Genomic DNA, 22,437 nt, shown 5'->3' with positions numbered 1-22,437 from the left:
GGTTGCTCGCGCAGTTCCCCGCGCCCCTAACTACCTAGGGGCGCGGGGAACTGTGCGAGCAACCCCCACCGGGGCCAGCCAAAGAACCGGGACTCACGCCTCCGGCGCACGCGCGTCGTACCGGGCGAAACGGCGTCGGCTCAGGCCCAGCAGCGTCACGGCCACAACACACGCGACCCCACCCCCCGTGACCGCCACACCAGGCGACGCGAGGTCCGCCGTCGTCCCCGCGAGGAAGTCGCCCAGACGCGGCCCACCCGCGACGACCACGATGAACACCCCCTGCAACCGCCCCCGCATCTCATCCGGCGCAGCCACCTGCATCATCGTGTTCCGGAACACCATGGACACGGTGTCCGCGCACCCCGCGAGGGCGAGAAAGACGAGCCCGAGCCACAGATTCCGCGTCAGCCCGAACACCGCGATCGCCGCACCCCACGCGCCCACCGACAGCAGAATGGCCAGCCCGTGCCGGTGCACACGGCTGAGCCACCCCGAGAACACCCCGCCCAGCAACGCCCCGAACGCGGGCGCGGCGACGAGGAGTCCGGTCGTCCGCGCGTCACCGCCGTACCAGAGCACCGCCACCGCCGGGAACAGCGCACGCGGATGCGCGAGGATCATGGCGCAGAAGTCGGAGAAGAACGTCATCCGGAGATTGGGACGGGTCGCGAGGAAGCGGAACCCGTCGAGCACGGAGGCCCGCTTCGCGGTCGTACGGTCCCGGTCGGGCAGCATCGACGGCAGCCGCCACATCGCGTACAGCGCGGCGCTGAAGCTCACGGCGTCCAGCAGATACGCCGACTGGTATCCCGCGAAACCGACCATCAGCCCACCCAGCATGGGCCCGACGAGGGTCCCGGAGGTGGTGGTGATCGAGCCCAGAGCGTTCGCGGCGGGCAGTTGTTCCGGCGGCAGCAGCCGGGGGATCATCGAGGACCGGGCGGGCGCGTTGAGCGCGGCGCAGACCGACTGCAGCGCGACGATCCCGTACAGGAACCACACATGCGCGAACCCGGCGAAGGCGGCCGCGGCGAGCCCCGCCGACAGCACGGCGGACCCGGTCGCGCTGGCGAGCCCGAGCTTGCGCCGGTCGACGGTGTCGGCGATCGCACCGCCGTACAGCCCGAACACCATCAGCGGCACCAGCGAGAACAGCCCCACAAGGCCGACGGAGAAGCTGGACCCGGTGATGTCGTAGACCTGGAGCGAGATCGCGAGCGAGGTCATGCCCTGCCCGACCCACGAGATCGTGTTGCCGAACCAGAGCCGCCGGTAGTGCGCGGAGGTCCGCAGCGGCGTGAGGTCGGCGAGTATTCGGGTGCGGTCGTCGCCGTTACGGCTACGGGCCTTACCGTTACGGGCTTTGGCTTCGGGCTGCGCGGTCACGCGGGATGGTAACCGGGGCGGGTGGGACGACGCTTCCGAGTTTCACGCCAGGAGTTCCCGAGGCGTACGAGGGCGCCCCATTTCCACAGAAACAGGGCGCCCTCGTACACATCAGGTCAGACGCGCTCCGCGTGCACGTACGACATCGGGTAGACGATGCGGCCCTTCTCGTCCACGTCGAACGCCTCCGGGTCGAACGGCAGCGTGCCGCCCGCCTCGACGCGCTGCTTCTCGAAGTACTCGCGGGTGTGGTTGGTGGTGCAGAGGCTGTCCTCGATGGAGAGGATGCGCCACTGTCCCTCGCCCTCCAGGTTCAGCCGGAAGTTCTCCTTGCTGACCCGCAGCTGCTGCGGCGGCAGACCCTTCAGCTCGGACTCGGCGAAGCCGTAGACGTGCAGCTGGGCACCGGGGGCGGTCACCCGGTGCAGGGCGGCCGCGTACGCGCGCCGCTGCTCGTCGTTGAGCACGTGGTAGAGCCCGTAATCCAGAACGGTCTCGAAGCCGCCCTCGATGCCCTCGAACTTGGTGGCGTCGGCGACCGCGAAGTTGACGTCGAGCCCTCGCTCACGGGCGCGCTCCTGCGCCTGCCCGACGGCGGAGGGCGAGAAGTCCAGGCCGGTGACGGCGTGGCCCCGGCTCGCCAGGTGGAGCGAGTTCTGCCCGGTGCCGCACCCCGCGTCCAGCACCTTCCCGCGGAACGCGCCGGACGCCTCCAGGGCCACCACGACCGGCTGCGGCTCGGGGATGTTCCAGGGCGCGAAGTCGAACTTCATCCCCAGGCCCTCGGTCCCCACCTTCCCCGCGTACAGCGGGTCGAAGTTGGCGCTGCCCGCCGTGTAGACCTGCTCCGTGCTCACGTGGTGCCTCCCGTTGTGCGCTGCGCGGAAATTAAGTGATGCGGTCAATCTCCCGGACCGAATCACCTCCGGACAAGCCTGAACGGGCGTATTGCGGCGACCTGTACGTTCAAACGCGGGAATTCCGCGGTTGCACAGTGCTCTTGACAAATTGGCCGCCACTCGGACGTGACCCGCCGCCCCGGACGCGTGCCGCGCGCTCGACGGTCCGCGCCCCCACGGCCCGTGGCCAGGCCAGGCGCCCCACCAGGCCAGGCGCCGAGCGGGGTCGGGCCGGGGCGCGGCGGCCACACGGCGGCCCGGGTTCCAGAAGCGTCCCCGCCTCCATTTCCCGAATTCGGAATTCCGCCGCCCGCACACTTCCCGTACGTACGGAATTCGGCAGGGCCGGAAACGAATGAGAGTCGACCCCACATGAATCGAAGGTCGGGGATCGGGGAATCACAGAAGATGAATCCCGGGTTCCGGATCTCTGATTCGCGCGTACCGCGCGCTGCCCCCGTCGGCGCCCCGGCGTCGGCGCCCGCCATCCGCCCGGCGCCCGCTCCCCGCCGAAGACGCCCTGCGGTCCGGCCGACAGATCGGCCGCCGGTCTCCACCGTCCTCACGATCGCCGCGCGGCGCCCCCGCCCTCCGCCAGGAGAGCAGGGGAACACCGAGGCTGAACGTTTCTGCGAAGGAGGCGCAGAGTGGGGCGGGTGGGACTCGAACCCACGGCCGACGGATTATGAGTCCGCTGCTCTAACCGGCTGAGCTACCGCCCCTAACGGCGCGTCGCGCACATTTGTGCGCGCCGTCTGCCGCAGCATAGCCGCTCATACGATCTCCTGCCTCGGATGGTCGGCAACGCACGACCATGAGGACCGCACAGCGGGCTGCCCGGTTCCCCCGGGCATGAAAAAGGACCCTCAAGGGGTCCTATTCCACAGCTCTCCCGACTGGACTCGAACCAGTAACCTGCCGGTTAACAGCCGGCTGCTCTGCCAATTGAGCTACAGGAGATCGAGCTCCCCCGACTGGACTCGAACCAGTAACCTGCCGGTTAACAGCCGGCTGCTCTGCCAATTGAGCTACAGGGGAATGCTCCGTTGCATCGAACGTACCTACCCCGGGTGTCCCCGGGCGGCGTGCGCTCGCTGCGACACATACATTAGCGCAAGCAGGGGGGTGCTCCGCCAATCGGTTCCGCCCCGGGTGATCACGGGGCTGCACGGGTAGGCGCAGCACACGACGCCACAGCGACGTCAGACAGACGCCACAGAAGGGTGACCGCCATGCGCTACCGGCTCACGTTCGCCGTCGGACTCGTCGTCGGGTACGTGCTCGGGACCCGGGCCGGGCGCGAGCGGTACGAGCAGTTGAAGAAGTCCGTACGCCAGGTCGCCCAGAACCCGGCCGTCCGCAACACCGCCGAGTCGGCGGCCCAGAACGGCCGCGCGTACGCGGGCAAGGCGTTCAGCGCGGTGAGCGACAAGGTCTCCGAGAAGGTCGGCGACAAGATGCCGGGCGCGGTCGCCGACCGGGTGCGGTCGCTGCGCGAGCGCGGCCAGGGCAGCGACGACGACTGGGGCACCAGCAACACCTGACCCAGGCGGCGTCGGCCGGAAGCGACACCCGACCCACCACCAACCGCAACACCTCACCCACGCGTGGCCTCCGTGACCCCGGGCGTGATGCAGAATCGTGCGCATGGGGATAGTCGCCGGGCTGGACAGCTCTTCCGCCTTCACTCGCATCGTCGTCTGCGACACCGACACCGGTGCCGTCCTGCGGCAGGGGTACGCCCCGCATCCCGTGGACCCGAAGGCCACCGAGGTCGACCCGCAGGCCTGGCTGCTCTCACTCGGCGAGGCCGCGGCCGGCGGGCTGCTCGAAGGTGTGCAGGCCATCGGCGTCGCCGCCCAGCAGCACGCGCTGATCGCGCTCGACGGACAGGGTGCGCTCGTACGCGCCGCGCTGACCGGCAACGACAAGCGCGCCCAGGTCGCCGCCGCCGATCTCACCGACTCGCTCGGCGGGCGCGAGGCATGGGCCAAGGCGGTGGGATGCGTTCCGCAGGCCGCCCAGGCCGTGGCCAAGCTGCGCTGGCTGGCACGGAACGAGCCCGAGGCCGCGAAGCGCACCGCCGGGATCGTGCAGGCCCATGACTGGCTGGTGTGGCAGCTGCTCGGCCGGCCCGCACGGCGCACCACCGACCGGGGCGCCGCGTCCGGCACCGGGTTCTGGTCCGCCGCGACCGGCTTCTACCGGCCCGACCTGGTCGAGCTCGCGCTCGGCCACCAGGTGGCGCTGCCCGAGGTGCTCGGCCCCGCCGACGCCGCCGGCACCACCCCCGAGGGGCTGCTGATCTCGGCCGGCACCGGCGAGACCATGGCCGCCGCCTTCGGGCTCGGCGTCGGCCCCGGCGACGCGGTCGTCTCGCTCGGCGCCTCGGGTTCCGTCATGGCCGTGCATCACGAGGCGCTGGCCGACCCGGCCGGGATGATTACGTCCTTCGCCGACGCCACCGGCCGCCATCTGCCCGTCGTGCATACGAGCAACGCCGTACGGGCGCTGCGCGGCACGGCCGAGATGCTGGGCGCGGAGAGCCTGGAGGAGCTGTCGGCTCTCGCGCTGAAGTCCACGCCGGGCGCCAGCGGGCTCGTGCTGCTGCCGTATCTGGAGGGCGAGCGCACGCCCCGGCTGCCGCACGCCGCCGGGACGCTCGCCGGGCTGCGCCGCGAGTCGATGAAGCCGGAGCATCTGGCCCGGGCCGCGTTCGAGGGCATGCTCTGCTCGCTGGCGGACGCGCTGGACGTGCTGCGGATGCGCGGCGTCGAGGTCCGCCGGGTCTTCCTGCTGGGCGCCGCGGCCGAACTGCCCGCCGTGCAGGCGGCCGCGCCCGCGATCCTGGGCACGCAGGTGGTCGTCCCGCAGCCCGCCGAGTACGCGGCCCTGGGCGCGGCACGGCAGGCCGCCTGGGCGCTCGGCGTCTCGCAGGGCACCCTGGCCGCGCACACCCCGCCGGCCTGGCAGGGCGCGGCCGCGCAGGTCTTCGAGCCGGGCGAGGAGCTGGCCGTGGGGCAGGCGGTGCGCCAGCAGTACATCGCGATACGGGACGAGATCCACCCGGGCGCGTTCGGTGGCGGCACGGCGTCCTGACCCGTCCCGTACCGGGCCGTACGGAGGATTCGTACGACGGACTCCGGCGTGGCGACTTGACTACGCCGGAGGTCCGCCCTTTACTCATCCTTTTGACTCGCCCTTGGCTTAATTGCTTGGGATAGCGGGGGTGGTGTGTCGCAAGATGGGGTTCGATACCCCGATCTTGCCGACCCGGAGAGCCCCCACGTGCTCATACGACTTCTGCGGACCCATCTGGTTCCGTACAAGAAACCGATCGCGCTCCTGGTGCTGCTCCAGCTGCTCCAGACCTGCGCGACCCTCTACTTGCCGACCCTGAACGCCGACATCATCGACAACGGTGTCGTCAACGGGGACACCGGCTACATCCTGGAGTACGGCGGCGTCATGATCGCCGTCAGCCTGGTGCAGGTCGTCTGCAACGTCGGTGCCGTCTTCTTCGGCGCGCGGACCGCCGCCGCCGTGGGCCGGGACATCCGGGCGGCGGTGTTCGGGCGCGTCCAGTCGTTCTCCTCTCGCGAGGTGGGCCACTTCGGGGCGCCGTCCCTGATCACCCGGACCACCAACGACGTCCAGCAGGTCCAGATGCTGACGCTGATGTCGTTCACGCTGATGGTGTCCGCGCCGATCATGTGCGTCGGCGGCATCATCATGGCGCTCGGCCAGGACGTCCCGCTCTCCGCGGTGCTGCTGGCCGTGGTGCCGGTGCTCGGGATCTCGGTGTCGCTGATCATCCGCAAGATGCGGCCGCTGTTCCGCACCATGCAGACCCGCCTGGACACGGTGAACCGCGTGCTGCGCGAGCAGATCACCGGCAACCGTGTGATCAGGGCGTTCGTGAAGGACGACTACGAGCAGAAGCGCTTCGGCGGCGCGAACACCGAGCTGACCGACGTGTCGCTCGGCACCGGCCGCCTGATGGCGCTGATGTTCCCCACCGTGATGACGGTCGTGAACGTCTCGTCCGTGGCCGTGGTGTGGTTCGGCGCCCACCGGATCGACAACGGGTCGCTGCAGATCGGCCAGTTGACCGCGTTCCTCACGTATCTGATGCAGATCGTGATGGCCGTGATGATGGCCACCTTCATGTTCATGATGGTGCCCCGCGCCGAGGTCTGCGCCGAGCGCATCGAGGAGGTGCTCGGCACCGAGACCAGCGTGGTGCCGCCGAAGGCGCCCGTGCGCGAGCTGCGCCGCAGCGGTCATCTGGAGGTGCGCGGCGCCGACTTCACCTACCCGGGCGCCGAGGAGGCCGTGCTCAACGGTGTGGAGCTGGTGGCCCGGCCCGGTGAGACGACCGCGATCATCGGGTCGACGGGCAGCGGCAAGTCGACGCTGCTCGGGCTCGTACCGCGGCTGTTCGACGTGACCGACGGATCGGTCCTGGTCGACGGCGAGGACGTGCGCGGAATCGATCCCGTACTGCTGGCCAAGACGGTGTCGATGGTGCCGCAGAAGCCGTATCTGTTCTCCGGGACGGTCGCGACCAACCTCCGTTACGGGAACCCGGACGCCACCGACGACGAGCTGTGGCACGCGCTGGAGGTCGCCCAGGCCAAGGAGTTCGTGAGCAAGCTGGACGGCGGGCTCAACGCGCCGATCGCCCAGGGCGGCACCAATGTCTCCGGCGGCCAGCGCCAGCGGCTCGCGATCGCGCGCACGCTGGTGCAGCGCCCCGAGATCTATCTCTTCGACGACTCGTTCTCGGCGCTCGACTACGCGACGGACGCAGCCCTGCGGGCCGCGCTCGGGCGCGAGACTCGGGAGGCGACCGTGGTGATCGTCGCCCAGCGGGTCTCCACGATCCGCGACGCCGACCGGATCGTCGTCCTGGACGAGGGCCGGGTCGTCGGGACCGGCCGGCACCACGAGCTGATGGCGGAGAACGAAACGTACCGGGAGATCGTGCTCTCCCAGCTGACGGAGGCTGAGGCGGCATGAGCGGCGGACCCATGGCCCGGATGATGGGCGGCGGCGACGCCCAGCGCTCGATGGACTTCAAGGGCTCCTCGAAGCGGCTGCTGCGCCAGCTCGCGCCGGAGAAGCGCACGCTCTGGGTGATGCTCGGGGCCGGTGTGCTCAGCGTGGCCGCCTCGGTGGTCGGGCCCAAGATCCTCGGCAAGGCGACCGACCTGGTCTTCGCGGGCGTCGTCGGGCGGCAGATGCCGGACGGCGCGACCAAGGACGCGGCCCTGGCGGGCCTGCGCAGGAAGGGCGAGGGCGGCCTCGCCGACATGCTCTCCGGGGTGGACTTCACGCCCGGCCACGGCATCGACTTCGACGCGGTCGGCCGGGTGCTGCTCCTCGCGCTCGCGGTGTACGTGGCCGCGGGGCTGCTGATGCTGGTGGCGACCCGGCTCTCCAACCGGGCCATCAACCGCACGGTGTTCCGGATGCGCGAGGAGGTGCAGGCGAAGCTGTCGCGGCTGCCGCTGTCGTACTTCGACCGGGCCAAGCGCGGCGAGGTGCTGAGCCGGGCGACCAACGACATCGACAACATCTCGCAGACGATGCAGCAGACGATGGGCCAGCTCATCAACTCGCTGCTGACGATCGTCGGCGTGCTCGCGATGATGTTCTGGATCTCGCCACTGCTCGCCCTGGTGGCGCTGGTGACCGTACCGCTGTCGGTGTTCGTGGCGACCAAGGTCGGCAAGCGCTCGCAGCCGCAGTTCGTGCAGCAGTGGAAGACCACCGGCAAGCTCAACGCGCACATCGAGGAGATGTACACCGGGCACACCCTGGTGAAGGTCTTCGGGCGCCAGGAGGAGTCGGCGCGGCAGTTCGCCGAGCAGAACGACGCGCTGTACGAGGCCGGGTTCAAGGCGCAGTTCAACAGCGGTGTGATGCAGCCGCTGATGATGTTCATCTCGAACCTGAACTACGTCCTGGTCGCGGTCGTCGGCGGTCTTCGGGTCGCCTCCGGCACGCTGTCGATCGGCGATGTGCAGGCGTTCATCCAGTACTCGCGCCAGTTCTCGATGCCGCTCACCCAGGTCGCCTCGATGGCGAACCTGGTGCAGTCGGGCGTCGCGTCCGCCGAGCGGATCTTCGAGCTCCTGGACGCGGACGAGCAGGAGCCGGACGCGGCGACGGGCGAGCGGCCGGTGGAGCGGCGCGGAGCGGTCACCCTGGAGAAGGTGGCGTTCCGCTACGAGCCGGACAAGCCGCTCATCCACGAACTGTCGCTGAAGGTGGAGCCGGGCCAGACGGTCGCGATCGTCGGCCCGACCGGCGCGGGCAAGACCACGCTGGTCAATCTGCTCATGCGGTTCTACGAGGTGACGGACGGGCGGATCACCCTGGACGGGGTGGACGCGGCCAAGATGTCGCGCCAGGAGCTGCGCGCGGGCATCGGCATGGTGCTCCAGGACACCTGGCTGTTCGGCGGGTCCATCGCGGACAACATCGCGTACGGGGCGGACCGTTCGGTCACCCGCGAGGAGATCGAGGAGGCGGCCCGGGCGGCGCACGCGGACCGGTTCATCCGGACGCTGCCGGACGGGTACGACACGGTGATCGACGACGAGGGGACGGGGGTCAGCGCGGGCGAGAAGCAGCTGATCACCATCGCCCGGGCGTTCCTGTCGGACCCGGTGATCCTGGTGCTCGACGAGGCCACGAGCTCGGTGGACACCCGCACCGAGGTGCTGATCCAGAAGGCGATGGCGCGGCTTGCCCATGGGCGTACGTCGTTCGTCATCGCGCACCGGCTCTCCACGATCCGCGACGCCGACGTCATCCTCGTGATGGAGAACGGCTCGATCGTGGAGCAGGGCACGCATGACGAGCTGCTCGCCGCCGAGGGTGCTTACGCACGGCTGTACGCGGCGCAGTTCGCGCAGGCCGTGGCCGAGGTCGACTAGAGCTGTTCCGGCGCCGGGGTCCGCCTGTGCCCACCCGTTCCGCCCCAGCGGAACGATTGCCCACAGGCGGGGCGGACCACGGCGTCGGCGCTCAGTCCAGGTAGCCCCTCAACTGGTCCGCGAACGCGTGGTCGCGGAGTTTGTTGAGCGTCTTCGACTCGATCTGGCGGATGCGTTCGCGTGTCACGCCGAAGATGCGGCCGATCTCCTCAAGGGTGCGCGGGCGCCCGTCCGCGAGCCCGTAGCGCAGCTGGACCACCTTGCGCTCGCGCTCGCCCAGCGTGGACAGCACCGCCTCCAGGTGCTCGCGCAGCAGCAGGAACGCCGCGGACTCCACGGGGGACGCGGCGTCCCCATCCTCGATGAGGTCGCCGAGCGCCACGTCGTCCTCCTCGCCGACCGGCGCGTGCAGCGAGACGGGCTCCTGGGCCAGGCGCAGGACCTCGCTGACGCGCTCCGGCGGCAGGTCCAGGTGCGCGGCCACTTCCTCCGGCGTCGGCTCGTAGCCGCGCTCCTGGAGCATCCGCCGCTGCACCCGTACGACCCGGTTGATCAGCTCCACGACGTGGACGGGGACACGGATCGTCCGGGCCTGGTCGGCGAGCGCGCGGGACATGGCCTGACGGATCCACCAGGTCGCGTACGTGGAGAACTTGTAGCCCCGCGCGTAGTCGAACTTCTCGACCGCGCGGATCAGTCCGAGGTTTCCCTCCTGGACCAGGTCGAGCATGGTGAGCCCGCGCCCGACATAACGCTTGGCGACGGAGACGACCAGGCGCAGGTTCGCCTCGATCAGTCGGCGCTTGGCCATCCGGCCCATGACCACCAACTTGTCCAGGTCCACGGCGAGTTGGGAGTCCGGATCGGGGGTGGTGCTGAGCTTCTCCTCGGCGAACAGGCCCGCTTCGACCCGGCGGGCGAGCTCGACCTCCTCGACGGCGGTGAGCAGCGGGATCCGCCCGATCTCCCGCAGGTACTGCCGGAAGAGGTCGGAGGACGGTCCGCCGGTGTCCACGCGCCCCGGCACCCGCTCGGGCGGCTCGGGCACCTCCACCACCTCGTCGACGAGCGGTTCGACGGCGGGCGCATCGGCCTCGGGGTGGAGCACGGCCCGGGTCTGCGGGGGCACAGTGGCGACGTCGGTATCGGTCAGGGTCTGGGTCTGCACGGGGGCGACCTCCAGGGTGATCGCTGCCGGATCGGGGGCGTGCGGCAGCGGGACGGGGGCGGCCGGGCCGCTGTCCGTCCCGTACACGATGAGCGGATCCGCGGGGGTGAGGTACCCACCTTCGGTGGGCCGGCCGCGCTCCGAGGACTCAGGCACCGCACCCCAGTGTGGGGTAAGACACATCTCCGCCACGAGGGGCGTGCGATGACTTTTTGAAGCCGGTCCGTGACCGGGCGGTTACCCGTGCGGCAGCGGCGTCGTGCCGCGCTGACTCCGGTACGGGTACCCCGCGGTGGTCCCGCTACCCCGGCAGGCCCGGGCCGGACCTCAGAGTGCTTGTGCGCCCCGGTTGCGCAGCGCCTGGCCGTACTGCTGGAGGACCCACAGCTCGTTCTGCACCGCGCTGAGGCGCGCGGGGTCGCCGTTCTGGCCGAGGCGGGCCAGGGTGCCCTGGATGTCGAGGAGGCGGCGGTCGACGGCGCGGCGGCGCACCCACACCAACTGCTCGCCCGCGTACGCCTCGTCGACCACGCGCGCGTGGATCGCCTCCACGGCGAGCTCGGTGACGAGCGCGCGGACCGTGTCGTCCGGCGCCGACTCCATGACGGCGGGGAGGTAGTCGGAGGGCGCGTCCGTGGCACCGCCCGCGTCCATGATGCACTGGCGGACCGCCGCGTACGGCGGGGCCGTGAACTCGTCCACGCCGTACGCGTCGAACGCCGGGGAGACCAGGTTCGGGTACTGGAGCGCCAGCTTCAGCAGCTCGCGCTCGGTGCGGTGGGCGGGGCTGCGCAGATTGAGCGCGGGGCCGGAGGCGGCGGCGACCGGTGCCTGCACCTCCCCGTACCCGCGACGGCGCTCGGGCGCGGGGCCCTTGCCGCCACGGTCGCGGGCCCAACGGGCCAGCTGGGCAACGCGCTTGACCACGAACTGGGTGTCCAGGATGCCCAGGATGCCGGCCAGCTGGACGGCCACCTCGTGCTGGGAGGCGACGTTCTTGATGCGCGCGACGATCGGCGCGGCCTCGTCGAGCGCGGCCGCGCGGCCCGCCGGGGTCTCCAGGTCGTAGCGCTGGACGATCTGGCGGATCGCGAACTCGAAGAGCGGGGTGCGGGGCTGGACCAGGTCCGCGACCGCCTCGTTGCCCTTCGCGAGACGCAGCTCGCAGGGGTCCATGCCGTCGGGGGCGATCGCGATGTAGGTCTCGGCGGCGAACTTCTGGTCGTCCTCGAAGGCCCGCAGGGCGGCCTTCTGGCCCGCCGCGTCACCGTCGAAGGTGAAGATCACGCGCGCGCTGCCGTTGTCCATCAGCAGGCGGCGCAGGATCTTGATGTGGTCGCCGCCGAAGGCGGTGCCGCAGGTGGCGATGGCGGTGGTGACCCCGGCCAGATGGCAGGCCATCACATCGGTGTAGCCCTCGACCACGACCGCGCGGCTCGCCTTGGCGATGTCCTTCTTGGCGAGGTCGATCCCGTACAGGACCTGGGACTTCTTGTAGATCGGGGTCTCGGGGGTGTTGAGGTACTTCGGGCCGTTGTCGTCGTCGCGGAGCTTGCGGGCGCCGAAGCCGACGACCTCGCCGGAGACATCGCGGATCGGCCACATCAGCCGTCCCCGGAAGCGGTCGATGGGGCCGCGGCGGCCCTCCTGGGAGAGCCCGGAGAGGGTCAGCTCCTTGTCGCTGAAGCCCTTGCCGCGCAGGAAGCGGGTGAGGTGGTCCCAGCCCGCCGGGCTGTAGCCGACGCCGAAGTGGGCTGCGGCCGCCTGGTCGAAGCCGCGCTCGGCGAGGAAGGCGCGGCCGATCTCCGCCTCGGGGCTGGTGCCCAGCTGCTCGATGTAGAACTGCGCGGCGATCTTGTGCGCCTCGACCAGGCGGATGCGCTCACCGCGCTGGTGGGACGGGTTGTAGCCGCCCTCCTCGTACCGCAGGGTGATGCCCGCGGTGGCGGCCAGGCGCTCGACGGCCTCGGAGAACGACAGGTGGTCGATCTTCCGGACGAAGGCGATCGTGTCGCCGCCTTCCTGGCAGCCGAAGCAGTGGAAGAGACCCTTGCTGGGGCTGACCTGGAAGGACGGGGACTTCTCGTCGTGGAAGGGGCACAGGCCCTTGAGGTTGCCGCCGCCCGCGTTGCGCAGCTGGAGGTACTCGGACACGACGGCGTCGATCGGGACCGCGTCCCGGACCGCCTTCACGTCGTCATCGTTGATCCTGCCTGCCACGCATGAATACTACGGGCAGCATGTGACAGTCAGGGCGCCTCCGGTGCGAGGTCCTCCAGGGGTGTGGAGGGGTCCGAGAGGCGGTCGGGGTCGACCTGGACGCCCTTGCTGCCGGCCCGGATCAGCCGCTGGATGGGACCTGTGACGTCCCACACATTCACGTTCATCCCGGCGAGCACCCGCCGCTCCTTGAGCCAGAACGCGATGAACTCGCGCTTGCCCGCGTCGCCCCGCAGCACCACCTGGTCGTAACTGCCGGGCGGCGCCCAGCCCGAGTACTCAAGGCCCAGGTCGTACTGGTCGGAGAAGAAGTACGGGATCCGGTCGTACGAGACCTCCTGGCCCAGCATCGCGCGCGCGGCGGCCGGGCCGCCGTTGAGGGCGTTGGCCCAGTGCTCGACGCGCAGCCGGGCGTCCAGCAGCGGGTGGTGGGAGGCCGCCACGTCGCCTGCGGCGAAGATGTCCGGGTCGGAGGTGCGCAGGGAGGCGTCGACGGCCACGCCGCCGCCGTCGGCGCGGTCGACGAGGGCGAGCCCGGCGTTCTCGGCGAGCGCGGTGCGCGGGGCGGCGCCGATCGCGGCGAGCACGTCGTGCGCCGGGTGCTCCTCGCCGTCGTCGGTACGGGCGGCGAGCACCATGCCGTCCTGGCCGACGATCTCGGTGAGCCGGGCGCCGAAGTGGAAGCGGACGCCGTGCTCGGCGTGCAGATCGGTGAAGATCTGGCCGAGCTCGGGGCCGATGACCTGGTGCAGCGGGGTGGCTTCGGGTTCGACGACGGTGACCTCGGCGCCGTAGCCGCGCGCGGCGGCCGCGACCTCCAGGCCGATCCAGCCGGCCCCCGCGATCACGAGGTGGCCGTTGTCGCGGCCGAGCGCCTTCAGGACGTTGCGCAGCCGCTCGGAGTGGGCGAGGCGGCGCAGGTGGTGGACGCCCGCGAGGCCGGTGCCGGGGATGTCGAGGCGGCGGGGCTCGGAGCCGGTGGCGAGCAGCAGCTTGTCGTAGCCGATGAGGGTGCCGTCCCCCAGGCGTACGGTTTTGGCCGCGCGGTCGATGGCGGTGACGGTCTGGCCGAGGTGCAGCTCCACGTCGTTCTGCGCGTACCAGGCGGGCTCGTGGACGAAGACGCTGTCGCGCTCCTCCTTGCCGGAGAGGAACCCCTTGGACAGGGGAGGCCGTTCGTACGGGTGCTCCCGCTCGTCGCCGATGAGGATCACCCGGCCGTTGAACCCCTCCGCGCGCAGGGTCTCGGCGGCCTTGGCCCCGGCCAGTCCTCCACCGACAATGACAAATGTCCGGTCTGCGTCGACCACTTGATGCCTCCTCGTTGCTCGACCGCCACCTGCGAGCGTCCCGCACGGAGCGTGATGGGGGAAGAGGGCTTGCTCCGTTGGGGGCGCCGAGTGGCCGGGCTTCATCGGTGCGGCAGACGCCCGCTCGGTGTCTGCCGATGCCTCATGGATACGTCATCGGTGACACGCTGTGAGTCTGGAGTGCAGGGACAGCGCGGCCGCGTCCGTCAAGGACGCGATCTGGTCGACGATGACCCGTTTGCGCGCGCGGTCGTCACCGGCGGCCGCGAACAGCGCGCGGAACTGCGGGTCCAGGCCGTCCGCCGGGGCGCGCGCCGTGAGCGCTTCGGCCAGTTCGGCCAGAATCACGCGCTGGTCGGCGCGCAGGCGCTCCTGTTCGTCGCGCTGCATCACATACCGGTCGGCCACCGCCTTCAGCACGGCGCACTCGTTGCGGGTGGCGCGCGGCACGACCAGTTCCGCCCCGTACCGGCTGAGCCGGCCCGAGCCCCAGCGCGCCCGGGTGGCCCCCTCGGCGGCCAGGCAGAACCGGCCGATCAACTGGCTGGTGGCGTCTTTCAGCCGGGCCTGGGCGACCGCCGAGCCGTCGTACCCGTGCGGCCACCACTCCTCGCCGATCAGCCGGTCAAGGGCGTCGGCGAGCTCCTGCGGATCGGTGTCGGCCGGTACGTACCGGCCGATGGCCACGCGCCAGATGTCGGCGCGCTCCGGCTCGGAGAAGAGCAGGTTCGGGTCGATGTGTCCGGCGTGCAGCCCGTCCTCGAAGTCGTGGACCGAGTACGCCACGTCATCCGACCAGTCCATGACCTGGGCCTCGAAGCACTTGCGGTACGGCTCGGCGCCCTGGCGCACCCAGTCGAAGACCGGCAGGTCGTCCTCGTACACCCCGAACTTCACGGACTGCGGGTCGGTGGGGTGGGCGCCGCGCGACCAGGGGTACTTGGTGGCCGCGTCCAGGGCGGCGCGGGTCAGGTTGAGGCCGACGCTGACCGGCTCGCCGCCGCGCTCGCCGCGTACGAACCGCTTGGGCTCCAGGCGGGTCAGCAGGCGCAGCGACTGCGCGTTGCCCTCGAAGCCGCCGCAGTCCTTGGCGAAGTCGTTGAGCGCCTGCTCGCCGTTGTGCCCGAACGGCGGGTGGCCCATGTCGTGCGAGAGGCAGGCGGCCTCGACCAGGTCGGGGTCGCAGCCGAGCGCCGCGCCGAGCTCGCGGCCGACCTGGGCGCACTCCAGCGAGTGCGTGAGGCGGGTGCGCGGGCTCGCGTCCCACAGCTGGCCGGTCACGCCGGGCGTGACCACCTGCGTCTTGCCCGCGAGGCGGCGCAGCGCACCGGAGTGCAGCACCCGCGCGCGATCGCGCTGGAAGGCGGTGCGGCCTGGCCGTTTGTCCGGCTCGGCGGCCCACCGCTCGACGTCGGACGGGTCGTATCCCGGGTGAAGTCCTGCGATGCCTTCCATGCACCGACAGTAAACGGAACCACTGACAAGCGGCGTTCCGCGGGATCAAGCTGTGGCGAGTTCGCGCCGCAGCGCGCCGAAGGGGGCGGCGGCGAGCGCCTGGTCGTAGCGGTGCAGGACCAGTCGCGCGACGGCCGGGTGCGCGCCGAGCGGCGCCGCCGCGACCCCGCGCGCGTAGCCGGCGCACTGGGTCGCGAACCGGCCGGGCGCGGTGAAGTACGAGGCGATGGCGGTGCGGTGGCGGCCGCGCGCGGCGAGCGCGCGCAGCGCGTCGGGGACGGTGGGCGCGGCGGCCGAGGCGTACGCGGGTATCACCGGCACCCCGCCCAGCCGCTCGCTGAGCATCTCGGCGGTGCGGCGGGTGTCGGCGGCCGACTCGGGGTCGCGCGAACCGGCCCCGGCCAGCACCACTCCGCCGCTGCGACGCGCGCGCGGATCGTCCTGCCACCCGGCCTCGACCAGCCGCTCGTACAGCGCCTCGACCAGGAGCGGATGCGGGCCGAGCGGCTTGGCGGTGCGCGCCCGCAGCCTCGGCGCGGCCGCGACGGCTGCCGGAATGTCCTGTTTGACGTGGAAACCGCGACTGAGGAGCAGCGGTACGAGGACGGCGCGGCCGGCGGCGAGCGCGGCAAGCGTGTCGGGCAGCGCGGGCTCGTCGATCTCGATGTGGCCCAGGCGTACGTCGAGTCCGGGGCGCACCTCGCGGACCAGGTCGAGCAGCGCGGTCACGGTCCGCAGCGCCCGGGGGTCGCGACTGCCGTGCGCGACGGCGACCAGGGTGGGCCGGGCCGCGTCGGGTATGTCGGTCGGGGGCATCGGCTTGCGGCTTCCGTTCAGTCGTACGTGGCTGAGCTGGCTGCCCAGTTGGGCGGTGATACGGGTGAGGAGCTCGGCCGTGCTGTCGAGCGGCAGCGAGCGGCGGGCGGGCAGGGGCTGCGCGTGCGTCTCCGTCTCCATCTCCGTCATGGACCGATCCTGCCGGGCTCACATTGCCACGCCGTTGCGCGGCGGTGACGAGTGTTTTCCGCCGCCTCACGAAGCGCCTGGCAGACCGGGGAAATACGGCCGGAGAACCGTTTCGGCCCTCCCCGGCGTCCGAGCACTCGGATCAGTGATCGGGATCAATGGACACAGTCGACCCAGGGGGACCTCATGCGCCTGCCGCGCCTTCGCGTACGGATCCGGCTGCCGCGCACCCGCAAGGGTCAGCGCCGCCTGGTGCAGGGCGTCGCCGCCGCCTGCGTCCTCGCGCTGGCGCCCGCCGCCTGGATGTTCGTCGCGGCCGACGGCAAGGTCGGCACCGTCGCGCAGGCGCCCGCGTCGGGGGTCGCGGTGGTGTTCGGGGCCGGGCTGTGGAAGGGCGAGCCGTCGCCGTACCTCGCGCACCGGCTCGACGCGGCGATCGAGCTGTACCGGGACCACAAGGTCAAGGCCGTGCTCGTGACCGGGGACAACGGGCGGGCCGAGTACGACGAGCCCGACGCCATGCGCGCCTACCTCGTGCAGCACGGCGTCCCCGACCAGCAGGTGGTCAGCGACTTCGCGGGTTTCGACACCTATGACTCGTGCGTACGGGCCCGCAAGATCTTCGGGGTGCGCCGGGCCGTCCTGGTCAGCCAGGGCTTCCACATCCGCCGGGCGGTCGCGCTGTGCGAGAGCGCCGGAATCGACTCGTACGGGGTCGCCGTCGACGCCGTACACGACGTGACCTGGTACTACGGCACGACTCGCGAGGTGTTCGCGGCGGGCAAGGCGGCCTTCGACGCCACCTTCCGGCCGGACCCGACCTTCCTCGGCCCGAAGGAGACCGGAGTGGCGCGGGCGCTCGCGCGGTGACGCGGCTCAGACGCGCTCGCCGGGCGGGCTGCGGCGGGCCGTGACCCAGTCGCCGCCGGGGATCGGTGTCCCCTCGGCCAGCAGCCGCCGGGCCAGCGCGGGCGCGGCCAGATAGACCCAGGCGCGGGCCGTGCCGCCGCCCGGCAGCTCGACGGTCCGGGACACCCGGTCGTACATGTTCCGGGGGTCGTCCGGCCCGTGACACTCCTCCAACTGGTCGAGTACGACGAGGACTTGGGCGTACGCCTCGGGGCTCGGGGTGATCAGCGCGCCGGTCACCACGCCGCCGCCCTCCATCGCGTACGGATAGCCGGGCCCTTCGTACAGCACCGCCCCCGGCAGCCGCGCGGGCACCTCGGCGGCGGTGCGGCCGCGCAGGAACCGGACGTAGTAGCGCTCGCCGGGCCGCAGCGTGCCGTACACGAAGAAGGGCAGCGGTTCTGCCGTGGTCACGGGCACTCTCCCTCGGGGCATGGGGCACAAAACGGGGGACGAAAGGGCACTCCGGCCTGGCCGAAAGTCCCTGATCCGACGGTTGCGGCGGGGCCTACGCACAGCTGTTACACACCGTCCCGGCTTCCGTGATGAAGGGGTCCTACCGTCGATTGTCGCGGCCGGTGGACCCGGCCGGTCCCCCGCCCCCTGCCACCAGGCCGCCTCGCCATGATCCTGAGTCTCCGCGCCACCGCGGTCGCCACTGCCGCGGCCGCCGTCGCCGTGCTCGCCGTGAGCGGGTGCGGCGCGCCCACCGGGCTCAGCGACGGCGGGGCCGCGCCGCCGGTGGCCGCGCAGCCGACGCCGAAGCCGCTCTGGCCCGACTGGTCCGACCCTTCCCCCAAGAAACCGGGCGCGGCCGACGCGGCAGGCACGCAGCCGCCGCCGGAGCCGCTGGCCGACGGGCCCGAGGTGCCGAAGGAAGGTCTCGCGGCGGTCGATCCGGACGACGTCGTACGGGCCGACCCGCGCACCAGGCAGTTCAGCAAGCTGGAGAAGATAAAGCGCCCGGGGCAGCCCGGCATGCGCCCGCCCGTCCTGCGCGATCTCACCGACGACGGCTCGCCCGAGCTGATCCTCTCCGCCGACGTGGAGAGCGGCCGTACGGTGATGGCGGTGTACACGGCCCGCGACGGCAAGGTCGTCCCGATCCTCTACACGGTGGGCAAGCGGCTCGCGGTCGAGACCGTCGGGACGGACCTCGTGGTGCGCACCGCCTCGGACGACGGCGCCGAACAGGCCGTCCGCTACCGGTGGGACGGCGCCCGCCTTTCGTCGGTGAGCGACATCAAGACGTACAAGAACGACGACGCGGACGACGACGGAGCGGCGAAGGAGGCCGGGCCGTGACGCCGTCCACGCGCGCGTGGTCCTTCGTACGCGAGGCACCGCGGCGGCTGCGGGCCGTACCGCAGGGGCTGAGTCTGCGCTGGAAGATCGCGGTGGTGCTGGCCGGCGGCTGCGCCCTTGTCGCGTTCGCCATCGGCGCGCTGATGCACGAGGCGCGGGCCGCACAACTGGTCGCGACGGTACGGGAGTCGGCGACCATGCAGCTCGCACGGGTGCGCCAGGTGTACGAGTTGACGGGGCAGGTCGACCGCAGCGACATCGACGCGGCCGTCGACGACCGGCGGATGCCCGCCGAGCTGCGGAAGTCGGCGCTGGCGGGGCGCCGCAGCACCTTCGTCGACCTGGACGGCCCGGACCCGGCCGTGTGGGCTGCGCGGCCCATCGGCGACCAGGTGCTGTCGGTGCGGCGGCCGCTGGTCGCCGAGCGGGCGGAGCTGCGGGAGTTCGACCGTGAGCTGATCTGCTGGGGCGCGCTCGTGGTGGCCCTTGCCGCGCTCGGTGGTGCGGGGCTCGCCAGCCGCCTCAGCCGTGAGCTGCGGACGGCTGCGGCGATCGCGCGGCGTATCTCGCGGGGTGAACTCGACGCGCGGATCGGGCAGTCGGCGGCACCCTCCGCGCGCAACGAGGTGGCGGAGCTGGCGTGCGCCGTCGACACGATGGCCGCGTCGTTGCAGCGGCGTCTGGAGGCCGAGCAGCGGTTCACGGCTGATGTGGCGCATGAGTTGCGTACGCCGCTCACGGGCCTGCATACGGCCGCTGAGCTGTTGCCGCCGAGTCGGCCGACCGAGTTGGTACGGGACCGGGTCGCCGCGTTGCGGACGCTGACCGAGGATCTGCTGGAGGTTGCCCGGCTTGACGCTCGGGTCGAGCGTCCGGATCTTGAAGTGCGGGCGCTGGGGCGGCTGATGGAGGGGATTCTGCGGCGGTGCGGATTCGCTGTGGAGTTGGCCGAGGGTGAGGGTGGGGGCGCGTTGGTTCGTACCGATCCTCGGCGGCTTGAGCGGATTGTGGCCAATCTTGTCGCCAACGCTCGGCGGCACGGGGCGGAGCCTGTCGAGGTCACCGTGTCCGGTACCGCCGTGACGATTCGGGATCACGGGGTCGGGTTTCCTGAGCGGGTGCTGCGGGATGGGCCCTCGCGGTTCGTCACCGGGGTGACGTCTCGGGGGCAGGGGACTGGGCTTGGGCTGACCATTGCCCTGGGGCAGGCGGAGGTTATTGGGGCGCGGGTTGCATTGCGGAACGCGTCCGGTGGTGGGGCGGAGGCCACGGTGACGTTGCCGGAGGCTTGAGTTTTCGGGTGCGGGTTGTGGGGGCTTGTCGCGCCCACGCGGCGGAGCCGCACAATGTCACAGCCCCGCGCCCCTAGGTACTAAATGCCCCGGCCAACCCGTGCGCTCGGGCACTCACTGCCGCTGGTCGCGCGGTTCCCCGCGCCCCTTTGTAGGCACAGGCACTATAGACAGCCAGCTGTCATGTTCACCTAAAATCTGAGATGGCATCAGATCCTCCGAGCCAACCCCCCATGGAACCCGAGGAGCCCGATGAGACCTACACGGAACGCATCGCGCCTCACCACCGCCGGGATAGTCGTCGCGGCCGGTGCCATGATCGCCGCCGCGCTCAGCCCCGCTTCCGCCGCTGTCCACCCCGCGCCCTCCCGGGACGTCGCCGTTCGGGACGGTGACCGGGCCGTCGCCGCGCACGCGGTCGCGCTCGCCGTGACCGCCGCGCAGGGCATGTCCGTACGGGACGTCGTCATCGACCCCGACGGCAGTCGGCATGTGCGTTACGACCGTACGTATCGCCAACTGCCCGTTCTGGGAGGCGACTTCGTTGTTCACCTCTCCCCCAGCGGGGCCTATCGCGGGGCCGACCGGGCCTTCGCCGGTGATCTGGCCGTGCCCACCGTCACGCCCGCGCTCCCCGCGCCGCGCGCCGCCGATCTGGCGGGCGCCGAGCTGCGCGCCGCGCACAAGGGTGCCTCCCTGAAACAGCTCACGGCCAAGCCGCAGCTGGTCGTCGACGCGCTGCACGGCGCGCCCCGGCTGGCCTGGAAGACGCAGACCGCCGCGCGGGACTCACTGGGCAACCCGGTCGCGCGCGTGGTGCTCACCGACGCCCGTACCGGTGCGAAGATCGACGCCTGGGACTCCATCGAGACCGTCACCGGCGACGGCCAGTCGCTGTACAGCGGCACGGTCCCGCTGGAGACCACCCAGTCCGGGTCGTCGTACCAGCTCACGGACCCGACACGCGGCAACACGTACACCGGTGACGCGCAGAACCAGACCGACTTCTGCTTCTTCGGCATCTGCTTCTGGCGGGCGCCCGCCACCCTCTTCACCGACGCCGACAACCACTGGGGCAACGGCACCAACTCCGATCGCGCCTCGGCCGCCGTCGACGCCCAGTACGGCACCAACACCACGTGGGACTACTACAAGAACGTCCATGGTCGGAGCGGAATCGCCGGTGACGGCAAGGGCTCGTACAACCGCGTCCACTACGGCAGCAACTACAACAACGCCTTCTGGGACGACAGTTGCTTCTGCATGACGTACGGCGACGGCGACGGCACCACGTTCGGGCCGCTCGTCGCGCTCGACGTGGCCGGGCACGAGATGACGCACGGCGTCACCGCCAAGACCGCGGCCCTGACGTACTCCGGTGAGTCCGGCGGGCTCAACGAGGCCACCAGCGACATCATGGGCACCATGGTCGAGTGGTACGCCAACAACGCCTCCGACCAGGGCGACTACCTCATCGGCGAGAAGATCGTGAAGCCCGGCTTCGGCAAGCCCGCGCTGCGCTTCATGGACAAGCCCTCCACGGACGGCAACTCGGCGGACTGCTGGAGCTCCGGCGTCGGCAACCTGGACGTGCACTACTCGTCCGGCGTCGCCAACCACTTCGCGTATCTGCTCTCCGAGGGCAGCGGCGCCAAGGTGATCAACGGCGTCAGCTACAACAGCCCCACCTGCAACAACTCCACGGTCTCCGGCATCGGCCACGACAAGGTCGGCAAGATCTGGTACCGGGCCCTGACCGTCTACATGACGTCCTCCACCGACTACGCGGCCGCCCGCACGGCGACCCTGAACGCGGCGAAGGACCTCTACGGCAGCGGCAGCGCGGAGCAGAACGCGGTCGCCGCGGCCTGGTCGGCGGTCTCCGTCGGCTGACCCGCGCCACCGGACCCGTCCGTACGCCATGGGCTCAACCGGCTTACGGACGGGCCCTCTTGGCGTCCCGCAGCGTCCGGCCCCACCAGCCCAGCTGGTCGAGCAGCCGCTTGACGGCCGACTCCGCCTCGGTCGGCTCGACGGGTTCGCCGTCCGGCCCGAAGCGGTCCGGGGCCTGGTGGAAGCTGACCGTGTCGCGGACCGTGACCGCGTGCAGCTCCGCGAAGACCTGCCGCAGATGCTCGACGGCCCGCAGACCCCCCGAGATCCCGCCGTACGAGACGAAGCCGACCGGCTTGGCCTGCCACTGCGTGTAGTGCCAGTCGATCAGGTTCTTGAGCGAGGCGGGGAAGGAGTGGTTGTACTCGGGCGTGACGACGATGAAGGCGTCGGCGTCGGCGAGCTTCGGCGTGACGCTGTCCAGGACCTCCCTCACCGGCGGCGTCGGGTTGTACGAGATCGAGGTGGGCAGCGCGACCTCGGCCAGGTCGATCAGCTCGACCTCGAAGTCGTCGCGCTCGCGCAGCCGAGCCAGCAGCCAGTCGCCGACGACCGGGCCGAACCGGCCCTCGCGGTCGGAGCCGACGACGACAGCGAGCTTGAGCGGGGCGGCATGGGTGAGGGGCTCCGCGAGGGGAGCTGTGGTGATGTCCATGCCGAGGAGCGTCACATCTCAAGCTAACT

17 protein-coding genes and 3 tRNA genes are annotated in these 22,437 nt (G+C 71.2%); 8 read left to right on the top strand and 12 right to left on the bottom strand.

The genetic code is table 11. The features are described from left to right. Window positions 1-93: 93 nt before the first annotated feature. The 5 genes from ACT1U9_RS21610 to ACT1U9_RS21590 all read right to left on the bottom strand — a co-directional run bounded on the left by ACT1U9_RS21610 (window position 94) and on the right by ACT1U9_RS21590 (window position 3,326). On the bottom strand, window positions 94-1,317 hold the full coding sequence (locus ACT1U9_RS21610) for an MFS transporter (RefSeq protein ID WP_444539212.1): 1,224 nt from the start codon (window positions 1,315-1,317) through the stop codon (window positions 94-96). 188 nt (window positions 1,318-1,505) lie between these two features. Continuing rightward, window positions 1,506-2,246 (bottom strand): class I SAM-dependent methyltransferase, encoded by a 741-nt coding sequence (locus ACT1U9_RS21605; RefSeq protein WP_444534323.1) that lies wholly within the window; start codon window positions 2,244-2,246, stop codon window positions 1,506-1,508. Window positions 2,247-2,936: 690 nt separating this feature from the next. Further along, a tRNA-Ile gene (locus tag ACT1U9_RS21600) sits at window positions 2,937-3,010 on the bottom strand. Window positions 3,011-3,175: 165 nt separating this feature from the next. Next, window positions 3,176-3,248 (bottom strand) — tRNA-Asn (locus tag ACT1U9_RS21595). A 5-nt stretch (window positions 3,249-3,253) separates the two neighbouring features. Further along, window positions 3,254-3,326: transfer RNA gene (locus tag ACT1U9_RS21590), tRNA-Asn, on the bottom strand. 185 nt (window positions 3,327-3,511) lie between these two features. Between ACT1U9_RS21590 and ACT1U9_RS21585 the strand changes: the two genes are divergently transcribed. The 4 genes from ACT1U9_RS21585 (at window position 3,512) to ACT1U9_RS21570 (ending at window position 9,235) form a co-directional block, all read left to right on the top strand. Beyond that, window positions 3,512-3,832 carry a YtxH domain-containing protein gene (locus ACT1U9_RS21585; protein ID WP_444534322.1) on the top strand — a complete coding sequence of 107 codons (321 nt, stop codon included), beginning with the start codon at window positions 3,512-3,514 and terminating at the stop codon, window positions 3,830-3,832. Between the two features lie 103 nt (window positions 3,833-3,935). Next, complete coding sequence (locus ACT1U9_RS21580) at window positions 3,936-5,387, top strand: FGGY family carbohydrate kinase (protein ID WP_444534321.1); 1,452 nt, start codon at window positions 3,936-3,938, stop codon at window positions 5,385-5,387. 189 nt (window positions 5,388-5,576) lie between these two features. Then, complete coding sequence (locus ACT1U9_RS21575; protein WP_444534320.1) at window positions 5,577-7,310, top strand: ABC transporter ATP-binding protein; 1,734 nt, start codon at window positions 5,577-5,579, stop codon at window positions 7,308-7,310. Continuing rightward, window positions 7,307-9,235 (top strand): ABC transporter ATP-binding protein, encoded by a 1,929-nt coding sequence (locus ACT1U9_RS21570; protein WP_444534319.1) that lies wholly within the window; start codon window positions 7,307-7,309, stop codon window positions 9,233-9,235. The genes ACT1U9_RS21575 and ACT1U9_RS21570 overlap by 4 nt, the downstream gene beginning before the upstream one ends. A 91-nt stretch (window positions 9,236-9,326) precedes the next feature. On the opposite strand, the gene ACT1U9_RS21565 is transcribed toward ACT1U9_RS21570, so the two are convergent. The 5 genes from ACT1U9_RS21565 to ACT1U9_RS21545 all read right to left on the bottom strand — a co-directional run bounded on the left by ACT1U9_RS21565 (window position 9,327) and on the right by ACT1U9_RS21545 (window position 16,354). Further along, window positions 9,327-10,559: an RNA polymerase sigma factor gene (locus tag ACT1U9_RS21565; protein ID WP_444534318.1), complete on the bottom strand. Its 1,233-nt coding sequence runs from the start codon at window positions 10,557-10,559 to the stop codon at window positions 9,327-9,329. A 171-nt stretch (window positions 10,560-10,730) separates the two neighbouring features. After that, a complete protein-coding gene (gene dnaG / locus ACT1U9_RS21560; protein ID WP_444534317.1) occupies window positions 10,731-12,623 on the bottom strand; it encodes a DNA primase in 1,893 nt (630 codons plus the stop codon). Window positions 12,624-12,652: 29 nt separating this feature from the next. After that, window positions 12,653-13,933 (bottom strand): NAD(P)/FAD-dependent oxidoreductase, encoded by a 1,281-nt coding sequence (locus ACT1U9_RS21555; protein WP_444534316.1) that lies wholly within the window; start codon window positions 13,931-13,933, stop codon window positions 12,653-12,655. A 153-nt stretch (window positions 13,934-14,086) separates the two neighbouring features. Beyond that, window positions 14,087-15,388 carry a deoxyguanosinetriphosphate triphosphohydrolase gene (locus ACT1U9_RS21550; protein ID WP_444534315.1) on the bottom strand — a complete coding sequence of 434 codons (1,302 nt, stop codon included), beginning with the start codon at window positions 15,386-15,388 and terminating at the stop codon, window positions 14,087-14,089. 45 nt (window positions 15,389-15,433) lie between these two features. Then, the gene (locus tag ACT1U9_RS21545; RefSeq protein WP_444534314.1) at window positions 15,434-16,354 is read right to left on the bottom strand and encodes a sirohydrochlorin chelatase; all 921 of its coding nucleotides are present in this window, start codon (window positions 16,352-16,354) and stop codon (window positions 15,434-15,436) included. A gap of 186 nt (window positions 16,355-16,540) precedes the next feature. On the opposite strand from ACT1U9_RS21545, the gene ACT1U9_RS21540 reads away from it, so the two are divergent. After that, window positions 16,541-17,224 carry a SanA/YdcF family protein gene (locus ACT1U9_RS21540; protein ID WP_444534313.1) on the top strand — a complete coding sequence of 228 codons (684 nt, stop codon included), beginning with the start codon at window positions 16,541-16,543 and terminating at the stop codon, window positions 17,222-17,224. 6 nt (window positions 17,225-17,230) lie between these two features. On the opposite strand, the gene ACT1U9_RS21535 is transcribed toward ACT1U9_RS21540, so the two are convergent. Then, a complete protein-coding gene (locus ACT1U9_RS21535; RefSeq protein ID WP_444534312.1) occupies window positions 17,231-17,677 on the bottom strand; it encodes a gamma-glutamylcyclotransferase family protein in 447 nt (148 codons plus the stop codon). A gap of 210 nt (window positions 17,678-17,887) precedes the next feature. Between ACT1U9_RS21535 and ACT1U9_RS21530 the strand changes: the two genes are divergently transcribed. The 3 genes from ACT1U9_RS21530 to ACT1U9_RS21520 all read left to right on the top strand — a co-directional run bounded on the left by ACT1U9_RS21530 (window position 17,888) and on the right by ACT1U9_RS21520 (window position 21,753). Further along, complete coding sequence (locus ACT1U9_RS21530) at window positions 17,888-18,568, top strand: hypothetical protein (RefSeq protein ID WP_444534311.1); 681 nt, start codon at window positions 17,888-17,890, stop codon at window positions 18,566-18,568. After that, window positions 18,565-19,860, top strand: coding sequence for an ATP-binding protein (locus tag ACT1U9_RS21525; RefSeq protein WP_444534310.1), 1,296 nt, complete (start codon window positions 18,565-18,567; stop codon window positions 19,858-19,860). The genes ACT1U9_RS21530 and ACT1U9_RS21525 overlap by 4 nt, the downstream gene beginning before the upstream one ends. Before the next feature lie 252 nt (window positions 19,861-20,112). Next, window positions 20,113-21,753: a M4 family metallopeptidase gene (locus ACT1U9_RS21520; RefSeq protein ID WP_444534309.1), complete on the top strand. Its 1,641-nt coding sequence runs from the start codon at window positions 20,113-20,115 to the stop codon at window positions 21,751-21,753. A 43-nt stretch (window positions 21,754-21,796) separates the two neighbouring features. On the opposite strand, the gene ACT1U9_RS21515 is transcribed toward ACT1U9_RS21520, so the two are convergent. Continuing rightward, window positions 21,797-22,408, bottom strand: a complete 612-nt coding sequence (locus tag ACT1U9_RS21515; protein ID WP_444534308.1) for an NADPH-dependent FMN reductase — start codon at window positions 22,406-22,408, stop codon at window positions 21,797-21,799. Between the last annotated feature and the right edge of the window lie 29 nt (window positions 22,409-22,437).

This window comes from Streptomyces sp. BR1 (genome assembly GCF_052373795.1).
Classification (GTDB): Bacteria; Actinomycetota; Actinomycetes; order Streptomycetales; family Streptomycetaceae; genus Streptomyces.
This window is presented reverse-complemented; position numbering and strand designations above follow the sequence as displayed.